This is a genomic window from Paenibacillus sp. FSL M7-0134, from assembly GCF_038007865.1.
GTDB classification, from domain to species: domain Bacteria; phylum Bacillota; class Bacilli; order Paenibacillales; family Paenibacillaceae; genus Paenibacillus; species Paenibacillus polymyxa_B.
In genome coordinates, this window is sequence record NZ_JBBOXV010000001.1 from 1752485 (window position 1) to 1776077 (window position 23593).

Below are 23593 nucleotides of genomic sequence, written 5' to 3' on the forward strand. Positions count from 1 at the left end.
TGATGTATTTCTATAGTAACGCATTATTCAGCCGTTCGCTTGTTGGCAATTTTGACGAATGGGAAATAAATGATAATGGCTACCACAATACAAATGATCTGAGTTACGACGGCGCCAATGCTTCCACCTGTAGACAGGTAGGCATTAATAATAGGCGGAGTAGTCCATGGAACCATGACGACGGCTTTACCTGCAAATCCAAGCAACGTCGAGAAGTAACCAATCGTTCCTGTGATGAGCGGAGTAATAATGAAAGGGATAGCCATCAATGGATTCAACATAATCGGAAGTCCAAAAATGACAGGCTCATTAATATTAAACAGACCTGGACCCAATGAAAGCTTTGTTATTTCCTTCATATCTTCACGCTTGGAAGCGATCATAATACAAATCAAGAGGGCCAGCGTAATTCCTGAACCACCGATACTCATGTATACGTCCCAGAAAGGCATCGTAATAATGTTCGGAATGGGCAGTCCTTGCTCATAAGCAGTCATGTTGACGGTAATCGCGCCAAGCAGTAGGGGTTCACGAATGGGCTTTACCATTTGGTTCCCGTGAATACCGATCACCCAGAAGATTTGCGCAACCAGCATCAGCACCAGTATACCTGGTAGTCCCTGTACTACGGTCTCCAGAGGTTTTTGCACCACATTATAGACGGCATCGTACAGATAGAGTCCCGTAAACTTATGAAAAAAGAATCCAAACATTGAGAAGACAGTCACCGTAATAATGGTAGGAATGAGTGCCGAGAAAGAAACGGCCACATTGCTGGGAACACTTTCAGGCATTTTAATTTTTAGTTTATCGGACTTGCCCAGTTTGCTGTATAGCTCAACGGATAGGATGCTTATGAAAATACCTAAAAACAAGCTCTTGGTATCCGTAAATTGACGGGCTATGACGTCTGTTACTTTTTGCATGTCACCGTTAACCATCAACTCTATCGTGGTTGGTGTCACAGAGATAAAACAGATTAAAGCAAGCAAACCGGGGAAGAGATTTTTCTCACCGTTAATTTTTCCTAGCTCCAGACCAATCATGAAAATAGCCAGAATGGTAAGGATATTCAAGCTGGCATAGTTAATGCCCGAGAAAATCGGTTTGTACTCAGCCAGGAATGAGAACGGCTTAAAATGCGCAAGGCCATTGACCGGGTCCATGACCATATTAGAAATCAATACAGCAAAGGCACCGACAATAATAACAGGCATCAATGTGATAAAAGCTGATTTGATCGCTATAATATATTTAAAATTATTGATTGCATTTGCTACCGATGTGAGGCCATCGACCAGTTTGTCTTTGAATGCCATGGGATAGCGTCCCTCCCTCTACGATTTCGGTACGAATTGATCAATGCGTTCATACAGGTCTACAAACTCTGAGGCCATATCACGTATGGTGATGGCATTCATCAAATGATCTTGAGCATGCACCATCATGACGGACATCTCTGTTTTTTCACCCGCTGCTTCCTTACGGATGATTCTGGTTTGAATTTTGTGGGAGGACACCAGTTCTTTTTTTGCTGAGGCTAATTCTTCTTTGGCTTCACGGAATTTCCCCGCCTTTGCAAGCTCAATCGCCTCCATGGCCGAGCTGCGTGCATTCCCTGCGTATAATATAATTTGGAATACAATCTCTGTATCATCCATGTCCTCCATGTTCACGTCGTGCTCTGTAGATTCATCATTATTCACGTGATCTTCTCTCCTTTCAATCTTCCCTTCGTATAGCTATTATAATTTGGAATCGCTTTCAACATAACGCACATTATTTCCTCTTCTTAACGGAAATAAATCGTTCTTCATACTCCTCATGTTCAACAATTTTTATGCAACACTTCTATGAATTCTGTATACGATTTGCAGCGAATAAGCTGCTGGACGAGCTGTTCATTATTTAAAATATCAAGCAAAATATGATACATAGTCTGTAAATCTTCTGATTTAGTACGCTGTATGCAGAGCATACAAATAAATTGTACCGGCTTGCCGTCCCAGTCGATAGCTTTTTGTAATGTACAGATGGCCCAAAACGTAGAATCTGCGAAAGGTTCCATCGGATGCGGGATCGCGACAAAGTTGCCAAATGAAGTGGGGGAAACGGCTTCACGCTCTATTACAGATTGCAGCAGGGGGCCTTTTACAAGATCTGCTTCGTGTATTTTTTCGGCTATAAATTCAAGCACTTGGAGTTTGTTCTCAAACTTCTGCTGAAGAAAGACCAATTTTTTTCGTACATACTGCACAGCAGGAAGTCTGGTCTCAGAAATGGCTTGCTCAATTTTAGTAATATCGGAACCGCCTAAAAATGTATTCACATGGATCATGGGGATAGAAAGCGGTTCTGAAATGGGGATCGTGCTAATAACAAAGTCCAGTGTATCCAACGGCATTTGTTTCAGCTTATAAAATTCAGTGGTTCCCACGATATCCAACCTGGAACCGAAGACCGATTGAAGCTTGTAATACAGCAGCTTAGCGCTACCGAGTCCAGAAGCACATACGATCATACATCTTTTGGGCGCGTCCTCCATTTTCTTTCTTTCCATCGCGACTCCGATATGAATGGCTAAATACCCAATTTCATTTTCCTCGATGTGTATATGAAGCCGCTGCTTGATGACTTCCGCAGCAATGATACCTGCTTCAAAGGCAAGCGGGTAATTGGCTTTGATTTCATCCAGCATAGGATTACGCAAATTCATTCCGTATTGATAGCGGTTAATCACTGGTTTGAGGTGAAGGCAAAAAGCAATCAGCAATTCTTGATCGTTTTGAATGTTCATTTTCAACTGCTGATCAATTTGGTCCAGTATTTCAATAGTCAGTTCGTAGATATCTTTATCAATGATCTTTTTAATCTCCACTTCATCCATATGGGCACTAACGACGGTCCTTATACCCAACAGGTGAACAGCAATGTACGCAACTTCAACAAGTGGAAAGGAGTACTTCATGTTTTGTTCCAAGGCGGATACGATCTCAGTCGCCACCCTAAACTCTTTTTGCGCTTCGATTTTTTTCATCTCTTGAGGATAATACGAAACATACCTTTCTTCGCGAATACGCTTACATGCTATAGCAATATGAATGACCAGATTGTTCAGGGCAATGTCCGACAGCTGAATATCATTGATCTCAATACGATCCAGAATCACTTCTCTTATGAATCCCATCTCTTCGTTAGAGATCAGAGGAGGGGGGGACATCTGCTGGTCGCCTATCTCATCTATCCTATTAAATATATAGTCGGAAATGCAATAACGCAGCCTGGCCTCATTACCTTTGACTCGAATACCATGATAGGGTCTATTCTCCAGGGAAAGTCCGTAAGTTGCCAATAACTTGCGTAGTTCTTTGAGGTCATTCTGTAAAGTAGATCGACTAACATACAGGATCTCGGCTAAATCATCAAGTTTGACATATGCATTGGTAAGCAACAGCTTTTTCATTAAAAAACGATTTCTGGCTTCAGAAGAATTCGCTAATGGATAGGGTACATTATTTTCATAATCCTTTAATTGCTTCAGCAGATGATGAAATGCTTGTTCGTCCCGAACCTCTAACTTGTAGCCCGTTCCTTTAAGGGGTTTAACTGCTGCTCCATGCTTTGACAACAGCGCACCCAATTCCTTTAAATCCGTTCGTATCGTTCGAGAAGATACCTTCAATGCATTTGCCAAGTGTTCTCCATTGACCATCTGTTCAGCAACCAATATACGAAGAATATCAAAAATACGCACAACGAGCCCCCTTTCTTAGCTGTTCTGATGAACAGTATACAACGGTTAGAGCGTAACCAAAAGAAGGGTTGACAACAGCGTAAATCCTAGATGACCTTGACACACCAGCAGATTCAGAGATATAGTAGACACAATAAGTCTTTGATTGAGGTGTAGTTATGAAATTTACAAAAGCTACAAATTATGCACTGCACACCATGCTCATGCTCGTTGCTGATTCGTCGGTTAAGCCGGTAGGTGTTCAGCAATTGGCCGAATCCCAAAATGTTTCACCAACTTATCTTTCAAAAATTTTGACGAGGCTTGTGAAGGCTGGAATGATCGAATCCGTTTCTGGAGCCAATGGAGGCTATCGCCTATCCCGTCATAAAGATGATCTTACTTTTTTGGATATTATCCATGCCATTGAAGGTACGAATTCTTTGTTTGAATGTGATTTTGTCCACGGATCTGAGTGCCTGATTCAAACTGTAATGAGGGAAGCAGAGGAGAAAATGGAACGACATCTTAAAAATACGAAATTGGTCGATTTGGCGCAAAAGCAAACGCAAGTTTAAAAGTAAGCGACTTTATATAGAAAGAGGGTGGTTGCCAGTTATGTAAAGCGTTTTTTTTGGTTTTATTACAGATATAAAGAGTCTTTAATATCTTCGAAAAGGAGTTGGGTGTTATGCTGTACGATTGCGCTATTATTGGTGGAGGGCCCGCCGGATTGAATGCAGCCCTCGTGCTGGGCAGGGCAAGAAGAAATGTGGCTTTGATTGATAATAATCGGCCCAGAAATGCGGTTACGCATGCGTCGCATGGTTTTATTACGAGAGACGGCGTAACGCCAGCCGAGTTCCGCCGTGTAGCTTATGAGGAAGTGCTGCGTTATCCGTCTGTCCATCATCTGCAAACCGAGGTTGTTTCGATTACGAAAAACGAATCCGGATTTGAGGTGCTTGATTCGTCAGGCCTTCGCGTTCAAGCGCGAAAATTGATATTAGCGACGGGCGTAAAGGAGATATTCCCCGAGATCGAAGGTTTTTATCCGTTATACGGGAAAAGTCTGTTTAATTGCCCTTATTGCGACGGCTGGGAGTTGCGGGATCAACCGCTTGTCCTTGTCTCTGAATCGGCGGCTATATTTCATACAGCCAAACTACTCCTTAACTGGAGTAAGGATTTGATCGTATGTACGAACGGTCATGCATCCCTGTCGGATGAGCAAAAAGAACGGCTTCAATCCAAGGGAATTGTGGTAATGGAGCAACCTGTTGCGGCGTTCATCGGTCACAATGGAAAGCTGGAGCATGTGCGATTTACGGATGGCACTCAAGTCCCGAGGGTCGGCGGCTTCGTGACTCCCCAGTTTGTACAAAGTGCACCGTTTGGAGAACGTTTGGGCTGTGAAAGAACGGAGTCGGGCGGGATCAAGACGGATGAAGCGGGGAGAACCTCCATACCCGGTGTATATGCTGCCGGGGATTCATCGTACTTCATGCCTTCTCAGTTGATTTTTGCCGCGGCCGACGGCAGTCGAACCGCTGCGAGCGTAAATATGGATTTGACAGAGGAAGATTTCAGCGAATGACGAGAAATTGGAATGTCTAATATGGAATCCGATGATAGAAAAGGCCGCCAACACGGCGGCTTTATTCTAAAATCATAGAGAGAACAAGCAATAATAAGCCAATGATTATAGGTCATTCTGTGGCTAAACAAGATCTTCTTTCAATAACCTCTGTATTCACAAGAACCTGAGTATGATGCCCCTGATGATTGTTATGCCTCTCCATAAGCAAATTTACAGCAGTTCGGGCCAAAATATCCTTTTTCACATGAATGGTTGTGAGTTCCGGGCTAATGACCTTGGCCTCATGAATATTATCAAATCCCATGACGGAAATTTGTTCAGGCACTCGAATGTTCATTTCCTGAAACGTTTTAATTGCACTGATCGCCATATAATCATTTTCGCAAAATAGGGCCGAAGGTAGCTCATTCAATTCATGAATAGCTGTTTTAAATGCGTCCTGTGACATTACAAGCATGGGATGCATATCAAATATAAGCCCATTTTCTATGGAAAGATTGTGCTCCTCTAAAGCTGCCATAAACCCTTCCTTTCGTTTTTTAAAGTTAAGAATTCTGGTACTGGATTGTACGTATCCTATCTTTCTGTGTCCTGACTGAATTAAATATTGGCCTGCCTGATACCCACCAAGATAGTTGTTAATAGATACGAAACTGGCGTCGACGTGTTCAAAGTAGGTATCTAAAATCACGATATTGGAATGAATGGATTGTATAGAATGAATAATCTCGGAAGTTAAATTGGTGCCAAGCAGAAGTATGCCTGAAGAAGGCTGATCTTTTTCCAAAGCAGATAATTCTTCTTCGAGGCTATGGCTATCAAAAGACGAAAAAATCAAGGTGTTTCCATGTTCTCTCACCTGATTGGTAATATGATGAATTAATTCATTGAAAAATGGAAGTGAATCATAATGCTCTGTTACAATGTCTGTATTTTTACAGGCCACAAAGCGTATCACATGATGATTTTTAATGACTTCCTTACTTGTCTTCATGGTGCGTGGTTTATATCCATGCTCTTGGGCTATTTTTAGAATTTGCTCCTTGGTTTCTTCACTGACTCCGGGTTTGTTATTAAAAGCAAGAGAGACAGCAGATTTCGAAACACCTGCAAGCCTTGCAATATCATCAATTTTCAATGTGGAACCCCCTATTGAACTAAACTACATAAATTATATCATTACTCTACAAGAAAGTTTAGATTATAAACTAAACTAAACTAAATAAATGAAAAGAAAAAAATGTTGACCTTTTATTATTTATAGTGTTAATATGCAAGTGTAAAGCGCTTTAATTTAGTTTATTTGCGAAAAAACATATAAATTTAGTTATTTATTTTAGTTTTTTGTTTAGGAAGATTTGTGAATGTTGCAAAAAAGGAAAGGTGATTCATTTGAGTTTAAACATTGCTGAAAATCAAAGAAGTTTTACAAAAGAGGACAAACCTTTTTTTTATTTGGCAGATACGGTTTGGAGTGTATTTACCAACGCGACGATAGAGGAGTGGAGCGATTATCTTGACTATCGGAAGATGCAAGGTTTCAATGTGTTGCAAATCAACATGCTCCGACAATGGGACGCAAGTGAATCGGATCTGAATCTACAGCCGTTTGCATTACTGGAAAATGGGGATTTCGACTACCATACATTAAACGAAGCTTATTTTGACCGGGCAGAAATCATGTTGAAAATGGCTGTAGAGCGTGGATTTGTTCCGGCACTGGTTCTGTTGTGGTGTAACTATGTACCGGATACATGGGCCGAAATGTTCCAAAAGGGTAACAAAATGCCATTTGAATGCGTTGAACCTTATGTAACGTACGTCGTAAACCGTTTTTCTCCATTTGATCCTATTTTTCTGGTTAGCGGGGATAGTGATTTTCCGACTGAACGCGCCAATTCCTATTATTTAAAAGCACTGGACATTGTACAACAATTAAGCCCTGCAAGCTTAACTACGCTGCATATTCAAGGGAGATTGAGAGAAATTCCTCCAGCCTTTGAGAAACACAAGGGACTTGGATTCTATATGTATCAATCAGGACATAACTCCCAGTTTCAACATGTAGCCCATGAGATTGCTCAACATTTCTATCATAAATCAGATATACGGCCTGTCATTAATGGGGAGCCATGTTATGAACAAATTAGTTACAGCCGCAATGTGTATGGCAGATACACTGCACTGGATGCCAGAAAAGCAGCATGGCAAAGTCTCCTTGCAGGCGGGGGAGCGGGAATTACCTACGGGGCGCATGGCATTTGGAGCTGGCACAAGAAAGGAAAGAAATTCGGCATTGTAGAAGGGGAAGGATTCGATAGTCCCTACGATTGGAGAACCGCATTGCGATTTGAAGGTGCGTGGGATTATTCCTTTATTAAATATTTGTTTGAAATGTATAACCTTATCGGCATAAAGCCGCTAGATATTGTTTTAAACAAGACAGAGGAAATTAGAGCTGCGGGGAACGAGAATACCCTTATCTTGTATGTCCCGGTTAACACGAAGGTGCGACTAAGTACCAACGTGCAGGATTACAAGTTTACAACGATTGATTTAGCCGGGAAGCGGTTTGCCCAAACCGACGTGTCCGTCCAAAAGGATCAATCGGTGCTAGACATGCACAGCTTTGAAAGTGATGTTGTCATCATCGGAACGAAATAAAAACAGAGAAGAATGTGGATGGAGTGAAGCAACATGTGGAAAATCGGCGTTATTGGATCGGGATATTGGTCGGAAAAACATGTAAAAGCATGGCAGTTTATCTCGGATGCAGAAATCAAAGGATTTTGTGATCGAAATTAAGATTTACTTTTTCAAAAAGCAGCTCAATTCCATATACCTACTGAATTGGGATCAGTGCCGTAATTGTCGCAGTTATAGCACATCCAGCTACTACGGATAGAAAAATAGAAAGCGCATCCAAGAAGGAGTGAACATGATGGATCATAAAAAAACAGCCAAAGAAGTATTAAGTGCCGTGGGCGGAAATGAAAATGTGAACAGTGTCATTCACTGTGTCACTCGATTGAGATTTAAACTGAAGGATAATCTATTGCCAGATAAAGAAAAGATCAAGCAGATTGACGGTGTCATTACCGTTGTGGAAAGTGGTGGCCAATTTCAGGTGGTCATCGGAAATGAGGTTCCCAAAGTATACGAAGCTCTTTTGGATACAATGGGAGTAAAGCATGGAGATCAAATAGTTGAAGACGATCAAAAAAATGAAAAAGCGAGCCTATTTAGCCGCTTTGTCGATGTAATTTCAGGTGTGTTCATGCCCGTTGTGGGTGTGCTCGCTGCTGTGGGGATTCTAAAAGGACTATTGGCTTTATGCACATCCCTGGGCTGGATGACTGATCAGATGGGCACGTATAAAATTTTATATGCGACAGCAGATGCTATGTTTTATTTCTTTCCGGTGATTCTAGGGTTTTCAGCAGGTAAAAAATTTGGAGGAAACCCGTATCTGTCTGCCGTTTTGGGAGCAGCGATGGTGTACCCGACCATTACTTCCGCCTTTACGGATAAAACGGCGCTGTCCTTTTTGACCATACCTGTCGTTCTGATTAATTATACTTCTTCTGTTATACCGATCATTATTGGAGCGTTCTTGGCAGCTAAGGTCGAAAAAATGATAAGTAAGTATGCACCTGCCTCCATTAAAATGTTCATAGTGCCTTTTCTGACTTTGGTCATCATATCACCGCTTGTTTTTCTGGTTGTCGGTCCGATAGCAACTATAATCAGCGATGGGTTAGCCAAAGGCTCTATGTGGATTTATCAGTTAAGTCCGGCTGTAGCTGGCCTCGTTCTGGCCGGGTTCTGGCAGGGCATCATTATCTTCGGTCTGCATTGGGCATTCATTCCAATTCTCCTGAATAATGTAGTTACGAATGGTTTTGATCCGATTAACGGTATGCTTTTCTGTACGACTTTTGCGCAAACAGGTGCGGCATTTGCCATCGCTTTGAAATCACGGGACCCTAAATTAAAACCCATTGCCACTTCTGCCACAATTGCGGGTTTGATGGGGGTTACTGAACCAGCTATTTACGGGGTTACGCTACCCGCCAAGAAACCGTTTATTTTAGCCTCGATCGCTGGAGGTATAGGAGGAGCTGCAGCAGGCTTACTCGGCTCAACGGCATATGGATTTGCTTCGGGCGGCATTTTTGGTATCCCTCTATTCATTAATCCAAAAGGCATGGATGCAGGCTTCATCGGCTTTATCATATCTTTGGTTGTAGCTTTTGTAGTCGCATTTATTCTGACCTATCTTTTCGGTTATAAAAATGCAAAACCTGCGTCTGAAATTAAGGTTGCAGATGAAAACAAAGAGGAAGAAAAGACGGTATTCAGTCCTCTACACGGTGAATTAATTCGTTTAACCGAAGTAAAAGATGAAGCTTTTTCCAGTGGTGCGATGGGCCAGGGGGCCGCAATTATTCCGAAAGAAGGAGTAGCCTATGCGCCGTTTAACGGAACTGTTGTTACCGTTTTCAAAACAAAGCATGCCATCGGGCTTATTTCTGAGGATGGAGTTGAACTGCTCATTCACATTGGAATTAATACGGTCAGCTTGAAAGGAAAACATTTCACTTCCTTTGTGTCTGAAGGGGATACGATTCAAAAAGGGGACAAGCTGGTTGAATTCGATCCCAAAGCTATAGAGGATGAAGGATATGATATTACCACATCCGTCATTGTAATCAATACAGCTGTGTACACGGATATCTTAGTTGAAGATTCCAAGGATATTCATGCAGGAGACCGCTTACTAAAGATTAGATAGATTCCAATATTCAAGAATAAAAGGCAAGTTAAAGCTGACGATGGCCCGTATATAAAAAGGGTTGTCGTCAGCTGTTTTTTTAGTTACCTCACACCCAGCGTGTTCATCATCTGCCGGAAGGAGCGCACATATTTGTCTGGTGCCAACAGGTTAACGATTCGCTCCAGCCCTTTTCTGCGGATAGATTCGCGTTGAGGTACGTTGTTCATCAGGTCTAGTCCTTGCAGTATCGCCTGCAAGATGTCTCCCTGCTGATAAAATTTACCGGTTTCGTTATGGTCAATGAATGCTCGTACTCCGTCTGAATCAGAGCTTAATACCGGGCAACGACAGGCCATCGCCTCAGCAACCGCATAGCCGAAGCCCTCCACCAGCGAGGTCGATAGCAGGTAGCCGCCTGAGTCGCCAATCATGGAGTAATACAGGGGCATTTGGGCATGAGGCACGCTTTTAAAGCGCTCGATAATGGAGGACATGCCAAGCTGAGCAAGCATGTTCTCGAATTGTATTTTATCCTCCGGCTGAGACAAGGTGTCATCATAAAACATCCAGATTCGAAGATCCGCACGGTTTTGCAGCATCCAGTAAGAAATGTCGACAAAATGCCTCCAGTTCTTGTTGGGCTCCAATCGCCCAACCCAGGCAATAATCGGATTGTTTGGAGGAGTGTTAGAAACATAATTAAATACGCTGGTATCCAGTACGTTTGGAAACACGTAGCGATTAAGCCATGGACACATGCTGGAGAATAAATTCACTAAATGAGTCGTATCTGGCAGGAGCACCGCATCGGCGTACTTTTGAAGATACGGAGCCGCATCCGCCACTACCCATGCCGCTTCCTCGTGTGGGCCAAAGCCTTGCGATTCATAGATTAATACCCCCTGATAGCCCAACATTCGCAGTCTGGGGAGCATGGGATAGTCCGAAGAGACGATAATTGCATCATAGCGATGAGCCTCCACCAGTTTTCGAATTTCTTCTTCAGAAGAGGTCATGAACACTGGAATATCGCCGTGTAGGTTTTGCATCCCGGTCCCCTGCTGATAATAGAGAAGGTGACACTCAATCCCGTCCTGCATGAGCACTTTACAGCGTTGGCGGTTCAAGGTTTCCACACCGCCGCTGGGTATATAAAAAGTAAATAGAACTTTGATCTCAATAACCTCCTTTGCCAAACGCAAGCTCCTATACCAAGTTATTCAACCCACAGGACGGGGTGTGGGTTTCTATGGAAGCCTGGATTGAATCAGCGCATAATTATGGCTAAGGCGAGGGTCTTCCGGGGAGCGCTCTGTTGCTTCTCTCGCAAATTCACAAGCTTTGTGTAAAAGGCCTAACTCGTAGCAAGCGAGGGCACCAAGATCATACAGTGTGGCGTCCCAGCAAAAATCCTCTTGCATGTACGTATCCGGTCGTGTTGAAATACGCAGCGCTTCTTCGACCATATGATAGACGGCGGGCCAGTTCCGTGTATGATAGGCAAGCTGAGCCATTTCCGTGTAAGGTTCACGTAAATACGGCGCTTCCGCAATAGCCCGGTATAACCAACGCGTTGCCTCCTGCCATTGTTCACTTGCCTTATAGGCTCTAGAAATAAAGCGCATCGAAGCGCTGCGTTCATCTGCCCAGCGTGCCTGCGGCATGGCAAGATGTTGTTGCAGTGTAGCAATGCACTCGTCCCAACGGCCATGATACATATATTCCCGCCCCAAGTAATGCATGTTGCGGTCATCCTCAGGAAACTCGCGCACAGACTGCTCCAGCAGTGGAAGGTATTGGCTGCGGGACTTGTTCGGATCGGGATCATGATACAAGCGTAGCTGGTCGGATCGGATGCTGCGTTCTTCACCCTTCCCGATATATTCAAGCACCTCGTGAACCGGGCGTACCCAGCGGTAACCGTGACGAGTGTGTATTTTTTCTTTCCAGAACCATGTATAAACGGTATCTTGCCCAGGCTGTCCATGTGTAAAGGCATATAGCATCCGGGTAGTTCCTTCCCTCCAGTTGCGTTCCAGCCGCGACCGCCAACCTTCCTCCCAGACTTCGTCCAGATCCGTACAGACACAAATATCTATATCGTCAGGGACCAGCCGTAGGGACTCATTGCGAGCCTTGTCAAAACGCCAAGGAGTTACCTGGATACGATGCACCTCTGCACCCGCTTCGCGTAGCAGAGAAACGGTATCGTCTGTAGAGCCGGTGTCCGCTACAATGACAACATCGGCTTCACGCATGGTGTGCATCCATCGTTTGGCGAATCGGGCTTCATTTTTGCTAATGGCATAGACAGCTATCTTGTACCGATTCGATTGTTGCATTCCGCTTGCTCCTCCTTTGACTTACTTAAAGATTGAGGGTTGAGTATGGGGGACATCTCTATTGGGGAGGATTCAGGATTGAGCTGAAAAATTGTCGATTATGCAGGACATGCGGGTCGTTGGGAATATACGTGGCAGCTTGCTCGTTGTGCCAATTCGCACGTGTGTAATCCTTCAGCCGAAAATGGCAAATGCATAGCTGGATATGAGGAAACCACGTTTGGTACGCGTCCTGTACTGGGCCCATCGTGTCGGGAGGATTGAGAGTGGTAGCCATGTCGTACCAATAAATAGCTTTGGTAATCTCATTTTTATGCAAAAAATAATGACCTATCCGACAGCATAGATCTGCCCTGGGTGTATCGAAGGTCAAACTATGGAGAGCCGCGGTAATACTTTGCTCCAGCTTGCCCAGTTGTTGCAGGCAGTCGGCCATTTTGCTACATGCACTAATCGCATCCTCTACCCAGCATTGTCCGGTATCCAGAAAATTCCGGTAAGCCTGCACGGCCTGCTCATATCTTTCATTATCTCTTAACTCGTTAGCGTAATAGTAGAGGTCACGAGGAGAGAAGGCATGACCTTGGGCGAGCAACTTCTCATAAATTCGCAGGTTTCGCCCTGGAGAGGCCGTGTGTGTTCTAGTGTGAGTTATGGCGATATCGGCATGTTGAATATTCCCGTCAACGGCGAGGTACTCATGCACGGCTCCATGCCAACGGAACCCGGCTGACCTTCTGATCAAGCGGTTTCGGCGAAAATGTAGGGTGACATTGCCGTGATCATCAAAGGCATAATGATAATTCATAGACACGGAATCGACGGTTGGTACAGCTGAGGAATCAAGGGTTTGCTTTAGCTCAAGCAGCTTAACGGCATCCTGCTCCTTCAAAATATCATCGGCATCAAGCCAGAGAATGTACTCCTGCGTAGCTTGCTCAAACGAATAGTTACGTGCAAGGGCAAAATGATCTACCCATTCAAATGGAAAAATTCGATCTGTAAAGTTGCGACATATGTCAATGGTCCGATCCTGTGAACCTGTGTCCACGATATTGATCTCATCCACAATAGGATGGACCGATTCCAGGCAACGGCCAATGGTATGTTGATCATTTTTGACGATCATGCACAGGCTGATACTGATCAATTGAGCATCACTCCTTTGGGAACCATCTAAGGATTCAGGTCAAACATAAAGTTGGATTTTTAAAAGAGGCCTGAGTTATAGAAGCCCTGCCGCAACTGCGGCAGGGCATGGATGACAAAGCCTTAACATGCTGTGCGGCTTTGTCGATAAGGTATGGTACATCGCTTAAAAATGATGTGACAGAAAAAGGAGGTTAGAGTCCGGTAGGCCCCGTAGGTCCAGTCGGCCCTGTAGGTCCGGTAGGTCCAATCGGTCCTTCTGGGCCTGTGTCTCCTGTTGGTCCAATCGGTCCAGTCGGCCCTGTAGGTCCAGTAACACCAGTGTCCCCCGTGGCGCCAGTAGGCCCGACAGGTCCGGTAACGCCAGTGTCGCCTGTAGCGCCAGTAGGCCCGATAGATCCGGTAACGCCAGTGTCCCCCGTGGCGCCAGTAGGTCCGATAGGTCCAGTAACACCAGTGTCGCCTGTAGCGCCAGTAGGCCCGATAGATCCGGTAACGCCAATGTCGCCCGTGGCACCAGTAGGTCCAGCAGGTCCGGTAGCACCTGTATCACCCGTGGCTCCTGTAGGTCCGACAGGGCCAGTAGCACCAGTGTCGCCTGTGGCGCCAGTAGGCCCGACAGGTCCGGTAAATCCAAGGCCGAATGGTCCGGTAGGTCCAGTCGGCCCTGTAGGTCCCGTGTCGCCCGTAGGTCCGACAGGTCCAGTAGCGCCTGTGTCGCCAATAGGCCCGATCGGTCCGATTGGTCCAGCAGGTCCGGTAACACCAGTGTCGCCCGTGGCTCCCGTAGGCCCGACAGGTCCGGTAAATCCAAGGCCGAATGGTCCAGTCGGTCCAGTCGGCCCCGTAGGCCCGGTATCGCCAGTAGGCCCGATAGGTCCGGTAGCACCTGTGTCACCCGTGGCACCAGTAGGTCCGACAGGTCCGGTAGCACCTGTGTCACCCGTGGCACCAGTAGGTCCGACAGGTCCAGTAACACCAGTGTCACCCGTGGCGCCCGTAGGCCCAACAGGTCCAGTAACACCAGTGTCGCCCGTGGCACCAGTAGGTCCGACAGGTCCGGTAACACCAGTGTCGCCCGTGGCACCAGTAGGTCCGACAGGTCCAGTAACACCAGTGTCGCCCGTAGCGCCAGTAGGTCCGACAGGTCCGGTAACACCAGTGTCGCCCGTGGCACCAGTAGGTCCGACAGGTCCAGTAACACCAGTGTCACCCGTGGCACCAGTAGGTCCGACAGGTCCAGTAACACCAGTGTCGCCCGTAGCGCCAGTAGGTCCGACAGGTCCAGTAACACCAGTGTCCCCCGTGGCACCAGTAGGTCCGACAGGTCCAGTAACACCAGTGTCACCCGTAGCGCCCGTGGGCCCGACAGGTCCGGCTGGTCCTACAGCTCCAGCTGCACTTGCTTTAACAAGAGCAATAGAATCAATGGCTACATCAGCAGTGTTAGCCAAGGCATTTTTACTAATAACCAAAAAGGCATAGGCTGCGTTGGCTGGAACAGGAGCTGTTACTTCATATAGGCTTTGCCATGTTCCGTTCACAGCGTCTGGCAATGTGCCTGAGCTCAAATAGGTAGTTAGCCCTGTGCCAAGGAAGCTAAAGGCTGCGTCATAGTAATACAGAAATATGTTAACTTGAGGACTGGACAGGCTTCCTACTTTTGCAGCTGAAAGGCTTAATGTATAGCTTTCGCCTGGTGCAGCAAAAACGACCTGGGAAAGAGATGCATCTACTGCGCCTCCTGCCAGGATCGCACTATAAAAGTTTGTCTTTTTTACAGATAAGTTAGTGACAGTCACATTGACAGAGCTCCAAAAAAGGGTTGATCCGATCTCGAAGTCGCCGTTAGAAACTAGATTGGTAAACAATACACTCATCGCTTTTATACACTCCCTTCACACGTTGTAATGATAGTAGATGCGAATCCATATCCTAGCGAACCGTACAAGTTTCCGAGGGCAGATGTGTATTTTTGTGTTCACATTTCAGACACATTATTTTAAGCTTCTATTTAAGTGACGTTAAGCTGGAGTTATATGTGGGGGATTATCATTAGAATTTAAAAGTGTAGCATAAGGTGCGGGGAGACCGCTCCGCGAAGGCTTTGAGCTTCCGATCGCTGTTGCTGTAGGATTCTTCTTTGATTAGATAAGACATATAAAGGTAAGAATCCTACAGCAAAGGCGAACGCTGGCGCTTCTCCAGCTTCAAATCCTCTGCTTCGCTGCTACCCGCTACTCATGCAACATTTTAGGTGGGAGGGAAGTAGGGGAGCAGCAGGGAGAAGATTACGATAAAAGAAAGGGTGGAACATGTGCTCAAAGTGCAGCAGGTGAGCAAGTGGTATGAGGGCAACCGGGGTGTACATAAGCTGGATTTTGAAATGCAGCGCGGTGAAATTGTTGGTTTCCTGGGGCCGAATGGTGCGGGTAAAACGACGACGATGCGCATGATTACAGGGTATCTTCAACCCAACGAGGGAGTGATTACGATTGACGGTATCCCGATTCAGGATAAGGGCAGACAGGCCCGTTCCAAAATCGGTTATCTGCCGGAGACTCCCCCTTTGTATGAGGATATGTCCGTAAGATCCTATTTAAAGTTTGTAGCTAGTATTCGGGACGTGCCTGCGAGAGAGCAGAAGCTGCGTATTTCGGAGATGATTTCCAGGCTAGGACTGAATGGGCGGGAAAAACAATTAGTCCGCAGTTTGTCCAAAGGGTATAAACAGCGCTTGGGACTGGCAGGTGCGATTATTCATAACCCGGATTTATTGGTACTGGATGAACCGACCTCAGGTTTGGACCCCAATCAGATTTTGGAGATTCGTCAGCTCATTCAGGAGATTGGCGAAAATCATACGGTATTGCTAAGTACGCATATATTGCCTGAGGTGGATGCTTTGTGCAATCGTGTTCTCATCATCCATGAAGGGAAACTGGTCATGGATGGGCGTCCTGACGCGCTCGGCGGTTCGATGGAAGATGGATTCAAGGTGAAGGTGGAGGTTAAAGGCAAGCGTGAGCAGGTGCTGGATGTCCTGCGTACTTGGGGAAAAGTAGAGGTTGAATCTATGGCGACCACGCTGCCTTCAGCGAACACGAATCTGACTGCCGCAGAGCCAGATATGACCGGATTGCTACTCACAGGAGCCTCCGGTGAGGATTTTCGCGAAGAACTATTTTATGTGTTGTCTGATGCGAAGCTTCCAATTTTGGAGATGAAAAAAGAAAACCTTAGCTTGGAAAATATCTTCCAGCAGTTAACGACCCGCGAGACGGAAGAAGGTCAGGTCAGCGATCCAGCAGTACAAGACCTACATTCCTCGGATACTGCAGCACCTACGGCCATCACGGTGGAGCACGGAGAAGCTGCGTCCAGCGACGATAAGGCTGAAAAAGATAAGGATACAGGAGGTAATCGGTCATGAGGCGTTTGTTCGCGGTCTGTCAAAAAGAGCTGCAAGCCTATCTGTGGACACCAACGACGTATTTTGCGCTTGCAGTGTACATGCTGCTGACGGGGTTACTTTTTTACACAAATTTTGTTATGTATCAGCCTAGCATTCTGGACTATCGACTGGTACTCGGTGACACCTTGTCCATGCTGGTGTTCGTCGTCCCATTGCTCACGATGAGGCTGGTTGCGGAGGAATTCAGGCAAGGTACGGATGAACTGCTGCTTACCTCACCTGTGAGTGTGACGGAAATGATCGTAGGTAAATTTTTGGCGTCGCTGGGCATGTTGCTCATATTGGTGCTGTGCAGTCTAGCGTATCCGGTCGTGATGTCCTTTTATGGGAAGCTGGATTGGACGCTGGTATTAACATCTGTGATCGGTCTGTTCATGCTTGGCGCAGCCATGATGGCGATCGGCTTATTCGCTTCGACGCTTTCACAGCATCAGATGATGTCGGCGGTCGTCAGTTTTATTATTTTACTTGTGTTCTGGATGCTGGATTCGTTTGGTGGACAGACGGGTGCATCTGCGGCGGTACAGCAATGGCTGGAACCTTTTTCACTAACCGCACGGTTTGACAGTTTCACCAAAGGATTGCTGAATGGAGCCGATGTGATGTACTACGTGACGGTGGCGGTGCTCTTTTTGCTATTCAGCATCCAAGTGGTTGAACGGAAACGGTGGAGGTAATGAATATGAAAAAATGGCTGGGTCATACCAATAGTGTGGTACTATCGATTGCTGCTGTAGGGATTTTTATTTTATTGACGTTATTTCTGCGGTCGTTAGGTGGCTTTCAACTGGATCTGACGGCAGGCAAGCAGTATACGCTGTCTGACCAAACGTTGACGACCATCCAGGGTGTAAAGGAAAACGTACGGCTCATTGCTTTTACCGTATCCACTTCACAAAATCAGAAGCTGAACCGGGATGTTACGGATATGCTGAATGAATACGCCAAGCGTAACAACAAGCTCAAGGTCGAGCAATACGATCTGAATCAGGAACCGATACTGGCCAAGCAATATGGTGTTACTGCAGCGTCTATTGTGTTGGTGCAGGGGGAGAAGAAGCGGGTTATAGATATTGGGAGTCTATTTACGCAAGCTCAGGGGAGTGGTGAAGGGGCATACCAATTTACTGGGGAAGAAAAGCTGACTAGTGGACTGCTGGGATTATCATCTACCCGTCAAGGGAAAGTAGCCTTTCTAACTGGACATGAGGAAATCCCATTGTCCCAAATGACTGAATTAAGTAGCTCACTGTCACAAGATAATGTGAAAACAGAGGAAGTTCAGCTCAATCAGGCGGGGAGCGTGCCCAAAGATGCGTCTGTATTGGCTATTGTCGGACCAGAACGTGATATCAGTGCAACGGAACTGAAGAGTATTCGTACGTATCTGAATGATGGCGGAAAGCTTTTTATGGCACTAGGCTTTCACCCGAACATGGGGTCCGATTGGAAAAACCTTGATGCATTAGCGGCTGATTATGGAGTGAAGGACACTCATGCCATCGTGGTGGATCAGGAACAGACGAATACACTTGGACCTCTATGGACGGTTCCTACCTTCGGCAGTCATGCGATCACCGACAAGTTGGCGGCTTCCAATCTGTACCCGGTTCTTTCACTGTCTATTGCTTTGCAGGCAGGAGAGCAGAAGGATTGGAAGACGACGCTTTTGATGAAATCTTCTGCAGCCAGCTATGGCGAAACGAATATCCAAGGGCTGCTGAACAACGAAACGCAGAAGGATGACAAGGACCCGCAGGGGCCGCTGAATCTCGGTTATGCGGTAGAAGGGAAAGACGGCAAGCCCAAAGCCGTTATTCTCGGAACGTCTGCCCTTTTAAGCGACACTGAGATCAACACAGGAGGCAATCGAGACTTTGTGCTGAACAGTCTGAATTATGTGCAGGAACATTCTGATGGGCTTACCATTCGTCCTCGTCAGGAGCAGGATTATAAGGTAGCTTACTTGACTCCTGCACAAGCAAAAACGATATTGACCATATCTGTCATCGGATTGCCGTTGCTATTCGCGGTCATCGGAATCTTATTATGGTGGAGGCGAAGAAGAGCATGAGAAAATGGATACCCACAGTGCTACTGTTAGTTGTATTGGGAGCGGGTATAATCTATGCAAAGAGCCAAAACTTCTTTCGTGAACAAGCGCCGGCGGCTCGCCAGCTGGTTCAGCTTACGCAAGAGAATATTACGTCTTTCGCGATCACAGGAAAGGACGGCAAGTCGGTGGAACTTGAACAACATGATGGTCAATGGAGTATGAGCAAGCCACGGACTTACCCGCTAAACCAATATACAATAGACAATTGGCTAGCAGCGATTCAAAATGTAAAGTTGGGTGAAGTGGTGGAATCTTCCCCTACAGACGTAGCCAAATATGGGATCAGCGCTACCCATGATCAGATTGAGATTAAGACCAAGAAGGGCGACGTTCGTACCTTTGCCTTCGGTGAAACGTTGCCTTCCGGAGATGCTGTTTATGTATTATCAGACAAAAAAGAGATAGCTTCTGTACCTATAGATACACTTTCAGGGTTGTTGCTGGGTGCTGATGATTTTATAGATACAACGCCGTTCGATTGGGACGATACCAAGCTGAGCGGAATAGAGTGGGAAGGCCAAAATTCTTCATGGATGCTCAAATCCTCCGGTAACAGCGGAACCGGAGACAGTGCTTCCACATCTTGGACGCTGAACGGAAAGTCAGTAGCCAATGACACGGCGACTTCCCTCTCGCAGCAAATCAAAAACCTGGCTAGCAGTCAGGCCTTGCGCAAAGCCTCCGAGCTGAGCAAGCCTGTTCACCGCTTTACGCTGAGTATATCGCTGGGTAAGGATGATTCCCAGCTGGTCTATCAGGGCTGGACGCTTAACGATGATCCAGATACCGTATGGGTTGTGCCGCCACAAAGTAACTGGGCTTATGGTCTGTCAGTATCTGACGTGAACCGTACTGAACAGAATGGCCACGACCAAGCTCAGACTGGAAAATAATCATTAGAAATTAAATTAGCGCACAAAGAGGCTCCAACGGCGGATGATCGTCGTCTGGAGCTTCTTTGTGTTCGTTATTCGTCAGGTTTGCTGCTTTTGGAAGAAGAGCTGTTATTGTCGTTTAAATCTTGGATAACCTGAATCAGCTCATGAAGTGAGAGATCCAGCTTATCCAGCTTTTCTTCCATCGTGTGCAGGATGTGCCGCAACAAAATAAAACAAAGTCCAGCCGGAAAGCCTACGTTGGTAACCAGAGAAAGAGCATCATCCATTTGCAATGTATTCCCTCCTTTTTAGCCATATATAAAGGAAGGTAAATTAAAAGAACCATATACAACTGCATGTAAAAATAGTATAATAAATAAGAACAAATGTTCTGTTTTGGTTGTAAAATAGGTTTGCAAATTACCCTATAGTATGAGGATTTAGAAAAAGTCAAATCCAAAGAGAAAGGGTAATTTACAATGGATAAGTCTCAGCTAACATTGGTGGAACAATATCGAAAGAAGCTGTACCGCATTGCCTGGAGAATCCAGTATCGTGCTCGGGTACAAACCAATCATGAATTTGTAATGGAAAAGAACGAAGCCGTCAGCGCCCCATCTTTTACAGAATCTTCAAACTCTAATATGTACACACTACAGCTTATCAACTCTCTACCTTCTGAGATCGGAAAAATGATCATCTTTGACCTTTACATACTAGACAAAACCGAAGCACAGATTGCAAAAGAGTTAAAGCTATCCCAACAGGCGGTGAATAAATGGAAAAAGAAAATGCTCAAAGAGTTATTTCGGATGCTGAGTTCGTCCAATTGCTAAAATTAGTACGAAGTGGAGATCAGGAGGCCATGTGTAGGATACTTCAATTGTTCGAGGAAGACATTCAAAAGACCAGTCGGTATATTCGTATGTCCCGTGAAGATGCTGTCCAAAGCATTGTGACTGATTTTATAGAAGAACTGCAACAAGAGTTAAAGACAGTAAAAAGTGGACAATGGATATAGCCTTGGCTATCCTTATCCGTAGGTTTACTTATTTAACGGAGGGCTTATAAGTTTATGAGTGATAACAGGGCTTCTTTTGAAAAAAGTATGAAGATGTACCCAGTCAACAGTATTCGTTCCAATGTCATCATTCTTGTTTTATTACTGTTAGATCTGTTTCTAGTTATCCCCTTAGTGGGAAATCCATACATTGCAGTTTACGTTTATGTATTGTTGCCACCGATTGTTATGATAAACATTTGGGCCCTTGTACTGGTCATCATGCCACGCAAATTGCAGTTGAATTACGTTTTATTCCGTGGTGTATTTGGTTTGGTTTGTTCTATTGGCTTCATGATCATGACACAAAAGTTTGCTTATGGCATGTTGGATCTGGATACTCCATGGTATTTTGTAGGTTCTTTTGCCCTTTATGGAGTGGCCTTGTATTACTTTATAAAATATAATTTAACGAAATTCAAAGATCCTTCAAATCATAGGAAGAAACCAAAGTTTAAGGAAAAAAACAAAAGAGCGCCTGTAGTAACTATCACCACATTTACTGGGGCTGGTTATCTGATAGCTAATGTTTCCCTCGGATTCGCTACACAACAATTAGTTGCCACAGTATTGATAAGTGTATACTCGATGCTGGCATGTGTTCTTTTTCATTTTATTATGGATATACACCGCTACTATTGGCTTCATAAGCTGAGGAATCAGACAACGGATTGAACACAACGAATGCCTTACAAAGTATTATTTCTATCAAGATGTTTTGTAATGAAAAAAAGCCTGCAAACGCCCCAACTATAATGGGGGTTTGCAGGCTTTTTAGGTTGTAGATTTATTTAGTCAACATACTTGTTGCCGTCAGCATCAATATAAATGGATTGAACAGCTGTGCGGCGGTACGGATATCCAGCCTCTGTGGTGCCGCTAATTTCATAGGTTACAGAATAGATGCCGGGCTTGTCCGCTTTGGATAGCTCAATTTGTCCGGTAGGGTTAACGTTTTTTTGCTGTACCGTCAAACCTTTGGATGTAGAAGTGACTCCTTGCTGCGGATCACCATAATATTGAACTTGGTAGGTAACTTGTGTAACACTGTTCGGGGAATCCTGTGGTTTCAGATTTAGCTTCGGGCCCACTGCATTTAAATTGTATTTCAGCTCAGGAACTTGAACAGCCTGGTAACGTGCAATCAGGAGATACGCTCCATTATCAGGAACCGTGACGTTCAGTTTATAGGTGCCCGGTTTTGGATTTTGAATGACGGCGTTATGATGCCAGGCACCAGCAAAAATATCGTCATCATAGCCTGCTTTCAGATTAATAATTTCACTAGTACCGTCAGGCTTGGTTAGTTCCAGTTTACTCACACGTTTATCGCTGATCCAGTCCAGATCAATGGATTTTACACCATTTTCAACAGTGAGGGTTTCTGAGGCTTTTCCATTATAATCGCCGCCTCGGATAAAATATGAATTATCGATCTCGCTATAGGTGGATTGTGAAGCAGAAGCAGTCAGGGAAGATGCTGAAAGTGCCTCAGTTTCCTGATTCAATGCTGGAGTATTCGCTTGGAGGTAGGGTTGGATCAGGGAGAAGACGTAAGAACCGGTGCGAACCTTGGCATGATCCCAAGATCCGACTTTAACTACACGTCCGCCGGGAAGCTTAGCGTTGTCGACTGTGACCACTCCATCATTCTTACCAAAGGAGGAGAGGTAAAGTCCGCCCAGTATGTAGGAAGCAGTGCCGCCAGACCAGTTATCACCAGCAAACGTGAAGAATGGAACTGTAGTCGCATTACTAAGTGAATCGGTCTTGGTTCGGAAATACTTCATATAAGATGTTTGTAAAGTGGAGGTACCGGGATTTTGTGACCCGACGATATCTGCCAGCCATCCGGCCCAGCTACTGTAGGCGAGATCTGCAAGTTGTGAACCATGATGAGGACTGCTGAGGGTGATGACACGTTGTACATAAGGAGCGGCTCCGTTATATACGAGAGCGGTTTGAGTATCCACTCCACCTTTGCTGTGGGCGATGACGATAAGCTTTTTTCCAAAGTGATTGCTGATGACCTTAATTTTGTCGGCCAGAAGCTTACCATTGTCCCACATATCTTGGGATGTGCCAGTTGTATCGTACAGATTAATGGTGGCTGTCTGGTATCCGGCGTCACGTGCGCGCTGAAGCATATCGTTATCATTCTTGGTCCAGACTTCAGCGCTACTGTTCAAACCATGTACGAACAATAGTGCGGGCTTGGCTGGATCAACGCGATTAGGTGGTGGACCTTCTGCCCAGCTTCCGGCGGGATCTTTTGGGGGTTGGGGTGTAGTGGAGCCTGCAAAAGCGCCAACGGGGACAAGAGTAACTGATAACAAAAAAATGAGCATCAAAACGGTGATCTTTTTCAAACTGAAAATCCTCCTTTGTAAAATAAAGTATTTTTCAAGCTTATTATACATGCCATCTTGTGGTAAATCATCAATTGTATTTCATATTTACATT

General features: G+C 45.3%; 21 protein-coding genes. 11 read left to right on the forward strand and 10 right to left on the reverse strand.

Annotation, left to right across the window (positions count from 1 at the left end):
- Nucleotides 1–23 precede the first annotated feature (23 nt).
- The 3 genes from NSQ58_RS07820 to NSQ58_RS07830 all read right to left on the reverse strand — a co-directional run bounded on the left by NSQ58_RS07820 (nucleotide 24) and on the right by NSQ58_RS07830 (nucleotide 3754).
- Nucleotides 24–1319, reverse strand: coding sequence for a PTS sugar transporter subunit IIC (locus tag NSQ58_RS07820; protein WP_160789553.1), 1296 nt, complete (start codon nucleotides 1317–1319; stop codon nucleotides 24–26).
- Nucleotides 1320–1337: 18 nt separating this feature from the next.
- On the reverse strand, nucleotides 1338–1706 hold the full coding sequence (locus tag NSQ58_RS07825) for a PTS lactose/cellobiose transporter subunit IIA (protein WP_049828407.1): 369 nt from the start codon (nucleotides 1704–1706) through the stop codon (nucleotides 1338–1340).
- Between the two features lie 122 nt (nucleotides 1707–1828).
- Nucleotides 1829–3754, reverse strand: coding sequence for a BglG family transcription antiterminator (locus tag NSQ58_RS07830; RefSeq protein WP_076159717.1), 1926 nt, complete (start codon nucleotides 3752–3754; stop codon nucleotides 1829–1831).
- A gap of 158 nt (nucleotides 3755–3912) precedes the next feature.
- On the opposite strand from NSQ58_RS07830, the gene NSQ58_RS07835 reads away from it, so the two are divergent.
- Nucleotides 3913–4311, forward strand: coding sequence for an Rrf2 family transcriptional regulator (locus NSQ58_RS07835; protein ID WP_023990086.1), 399 nt, complete (start codon nucleotides 3913–3915; stop codon nucleotides 4309–4311).
- A 113-nt stretch (nucleotides 4312–4424) separates the two neighbouring features.
- Nucleotides 4425–5330 carry an NAD(P)/FAD-dependent oxidoreductase gene (locus NSQ58_RS07840; protein WP_341057130.1) on the forward strand — a complete coding sequence of 302 codons (906 nt, stop codon included), beginning with the start codon at nucleotides 4425–4427 and terminating at the stop codon, nucleotides 5328–5330.
- Between the two features lie 112 nt (nucleotides 5331–5442).
- Here the strand turns inward: NSQ58_RS07840 and NSQ58_RS07845 are convergent, their stop codons facing one another.
- On the reverse strand, nucleotides 5443–6471 hold the full coding sequence (locus NSQ58_RS07845; protein WP_341057132.1) for a LacI family DNA-binding transcriptional regulator: 1029 nt from the start codon (nucleotides 6469–6471) through the stop codon (nucleotides 5443–5445).
- Between the two features lie 245 nt (nucleotides 6472–6716).
- On the opposite strand from NSQ58_RS07845, the gene NSQ58_RS07850 reads away from it, so the two are divergent.
- Nucleotides 6717–7997, forward strand: a complete 1281-nt coding sequence (locus NSQ58_RS07850) for an apiosidase-like domain-containing protein (RefSeq protein WP_076264916.1) — start codon at nucleotides 6717–6719, stop codon at nucleotides 7995–7997.
- Between the two features lie 277 nt (nucleotides 7998–8274).
- Complete coding sequence (locus tag NSQ58_RS07855) at nucleotides 8275–10128, forward strand: beta-glucoside-specific PTS transporter subunit IIABC (protein ID WP_341057756.1); 1854 nt, start codon at nucleotides 8275–8277, stop codon at nucleotides 10126–10128.
- Nucleotides 10129–10211: 83 nt separating this feature from the next.
- Here NSQ58_RS07855 and NSQ58_RS07860 read toward each other — a convergent pair whose 3' ends face one another.
- The 4 genes from NSQ58_RS07860 to NSQ58_RS07875 form a co-directional block, all read right to left on the reverse strand.
- On the reverse strand, nucleotides 10212–11306 hold the full coding sequence (locus NSQ58_RS07860; RefSeq protein WP_341057135.1) for a glycosyltransferase family 4 protein: 1095 nt from the start codon (nucleotides 11304–11306) through the stop codon (nucleotides 10212–10214).
- Nucleotides 11307–11357: 51 nt separating this feature from the next.
- On the reverse strand, nucleotides 11358–12452 hold the full coding sequence (locus NSQ58_RS07865) for a tetratricopeptide repeat-containing glycosyltransferase (protein ID WP_341057136.1): 1095 nt from the start codon (nucleotides 12450–12452) through the stop codon (nucleotides 11358–11360).
- Nucleotides 12453–12510: 58 nt separating this feature from the next.
- A complete protein-coding gene (locus NSQ58_RS07870; protein ID WP_069080661.1) occupies nucleotides 12511–13602 on the reverse strand; it encodes a glycosyltransferase in 1092 nt (363 codons plus the stop codon).
- A 193-nt stretch (nucleotides 13603–13795) separates the two neighbouring features.
- Nucleotides 13796–15481: an NTTRR-F1 domain gene (locus tag NSQ58_RS07875; RefSeq protein ID WP_341057137.1), complete on the reverse strand. Its 1686-nt coding sequence runs from the start codon at nucleotides 15479–15481 to the stop codon at nucleotides 13796–13798.
- A gap of 437 nt (nucleotides 15482–15918) precedes the next feature.
- On the opposite strand from NSQ58_RS07875, the gene NSQ58_RS07880 reads away from it, so the two are divergent.
- The 4 genes from NSQ58_RS07880 to NSQ58_RS07895 are packed head-to-tail and all read left to right on the forward strand — an operon-like array spanning nucleotide 15919 to nucleotide 20085.
- Nucleotides 15919–17034 (forward strand): ABC transporter ATP-binding protein, encoded by a 1116-nt coding sequence (locus NSQ58_RS07880; protein ID WP_076295622.1) that lies wholly within the window; start codon nucleotides 15919–15921, stop codon nucleotides 17032–17034.
- On the forward strand, nucleotides 17031–17753 hold the full coding sequence (locus NSQ58_RS07885; protein ID WP_028541495.1) for an ABC transporter permease: 723 nt from the start codon (nucleotides 17031–17033) through the stop codon (nucleotides 17751–17753). The genes NSQ58_RS07880 and NSQ58_RS07885 overlap by 4 nt, the downstream gene beginning before the upstream one ends.
- A 5-nt stretch (nucleotides 17754–17758) precedes the next feature.
- Complete coding sequence (locus NSQ58_RS07890) at nucleotides 17759–19150, forward strand: GldG family protein (protein WP_076159732.1); 1392 nt, start codon at nucleotides 17759–17761, stop codon at nucleotides 19148–19150.
- Nucleotides 19147–20085 carry a DUF4340 domain-containing protein gene (locus NSQ58_RS07895; RefSeq protein WP_023990073.1) on the forward strand — a complete coding sequence of 313 codons (939 nt, stop codon included), beginning with the start codon at nucleotides 19147–19149 and terminating at the stop codon, nucleotides 20083–20085. The genes NSQ58_RS07890 and NSQ58_RS07895 overlap by 4 nt, the downstream gene beginning before the upstream one ends.
- A gap of 74 nt (nucleotides 20086–20159) precedes the next feature.
- Here NSQ58_RS07895 and NSQ58_RS07900 read toward each other — a convergent pair whose 3' ends face one another.
- Nucleotides 20160–20363: a hypothetical protein gene (locus tag NSQ58_RS07900; protein ID WP_023990072.1), complete on the reverse strand. Its 204-nt coding sequence runs from the start codon at nucleotides 20361–20363 to the stop codon at nucleotides 20160–20162.
- A gap of 186 nt (nucleotides 20364–20549) precedes the next feature.
- On the opposite strand from NSQ58_RS07900, the gene NSQ58_RS07905 reads away from it, so the two are divergent.
- From NSQ58_RS07905 to NSQ58_RS07915, 3 genes are read left to right on the forward strand one after another with little or no spacing between them, the layout of a single operon-like run.
- The gene (locus tag NSQ58_RS07905) at nucleotides 20550–20906 is read left to right on the forward strand and encodes a hypothetical protein (RefSeq protein ID WP_075154684.1); all 357 of its coding nucleotides are present in this window, start codon (nucleotides 20550–20552) and stop codon (nucleotides 20904–20906) included.
- The gene (locus tag NSQ58_RS07910) at nucleotides 20849–21091 is read left to right on the forward strand and encodes a helix-turn-helix domain-containing protein (protein ID WP_071642683.1); all 243 of its coding nucleotides are present in this window, start codon (nucleotides 20849–20851) and stop codon (nucleotides 21089–21091) included. Before NSQ58_RS07905 ends, NSQ58_RS07910 begins: the two co-directional genes overlap by 58 nt.
- Before the next feature lie 54 nt (nucleotides 21092–21145).
- On the forward strand, nucleotides 21146–21805 hold the full coding sequence (locus NSQ58_RS07915; RefSeq protein WP_076295577.1) for a hypothetical protein: 660 nt from the start codon (nucleotides 21146–21148) through the stop codon (nucleotides 21803–21805).
- 116 nt (nucleotides 21806–21921) lie between these two features.
- On the opposite strand, the gene NSQ58_RS07920 is transcribed toward NSQ58_RS07915, so the two are convergent.
- Entirely contained in the window at nucleotides 21922–23499 is a 1578-nt protein-coding gene (locus NSQ58_RS07920; RefSeq protein WP_076295578.1) for an esterase/lipase family protein, read from the reverse strand.
- Between the last annotated feature and the right edge of the window lie 94 nt (nucleotides 23500–23593).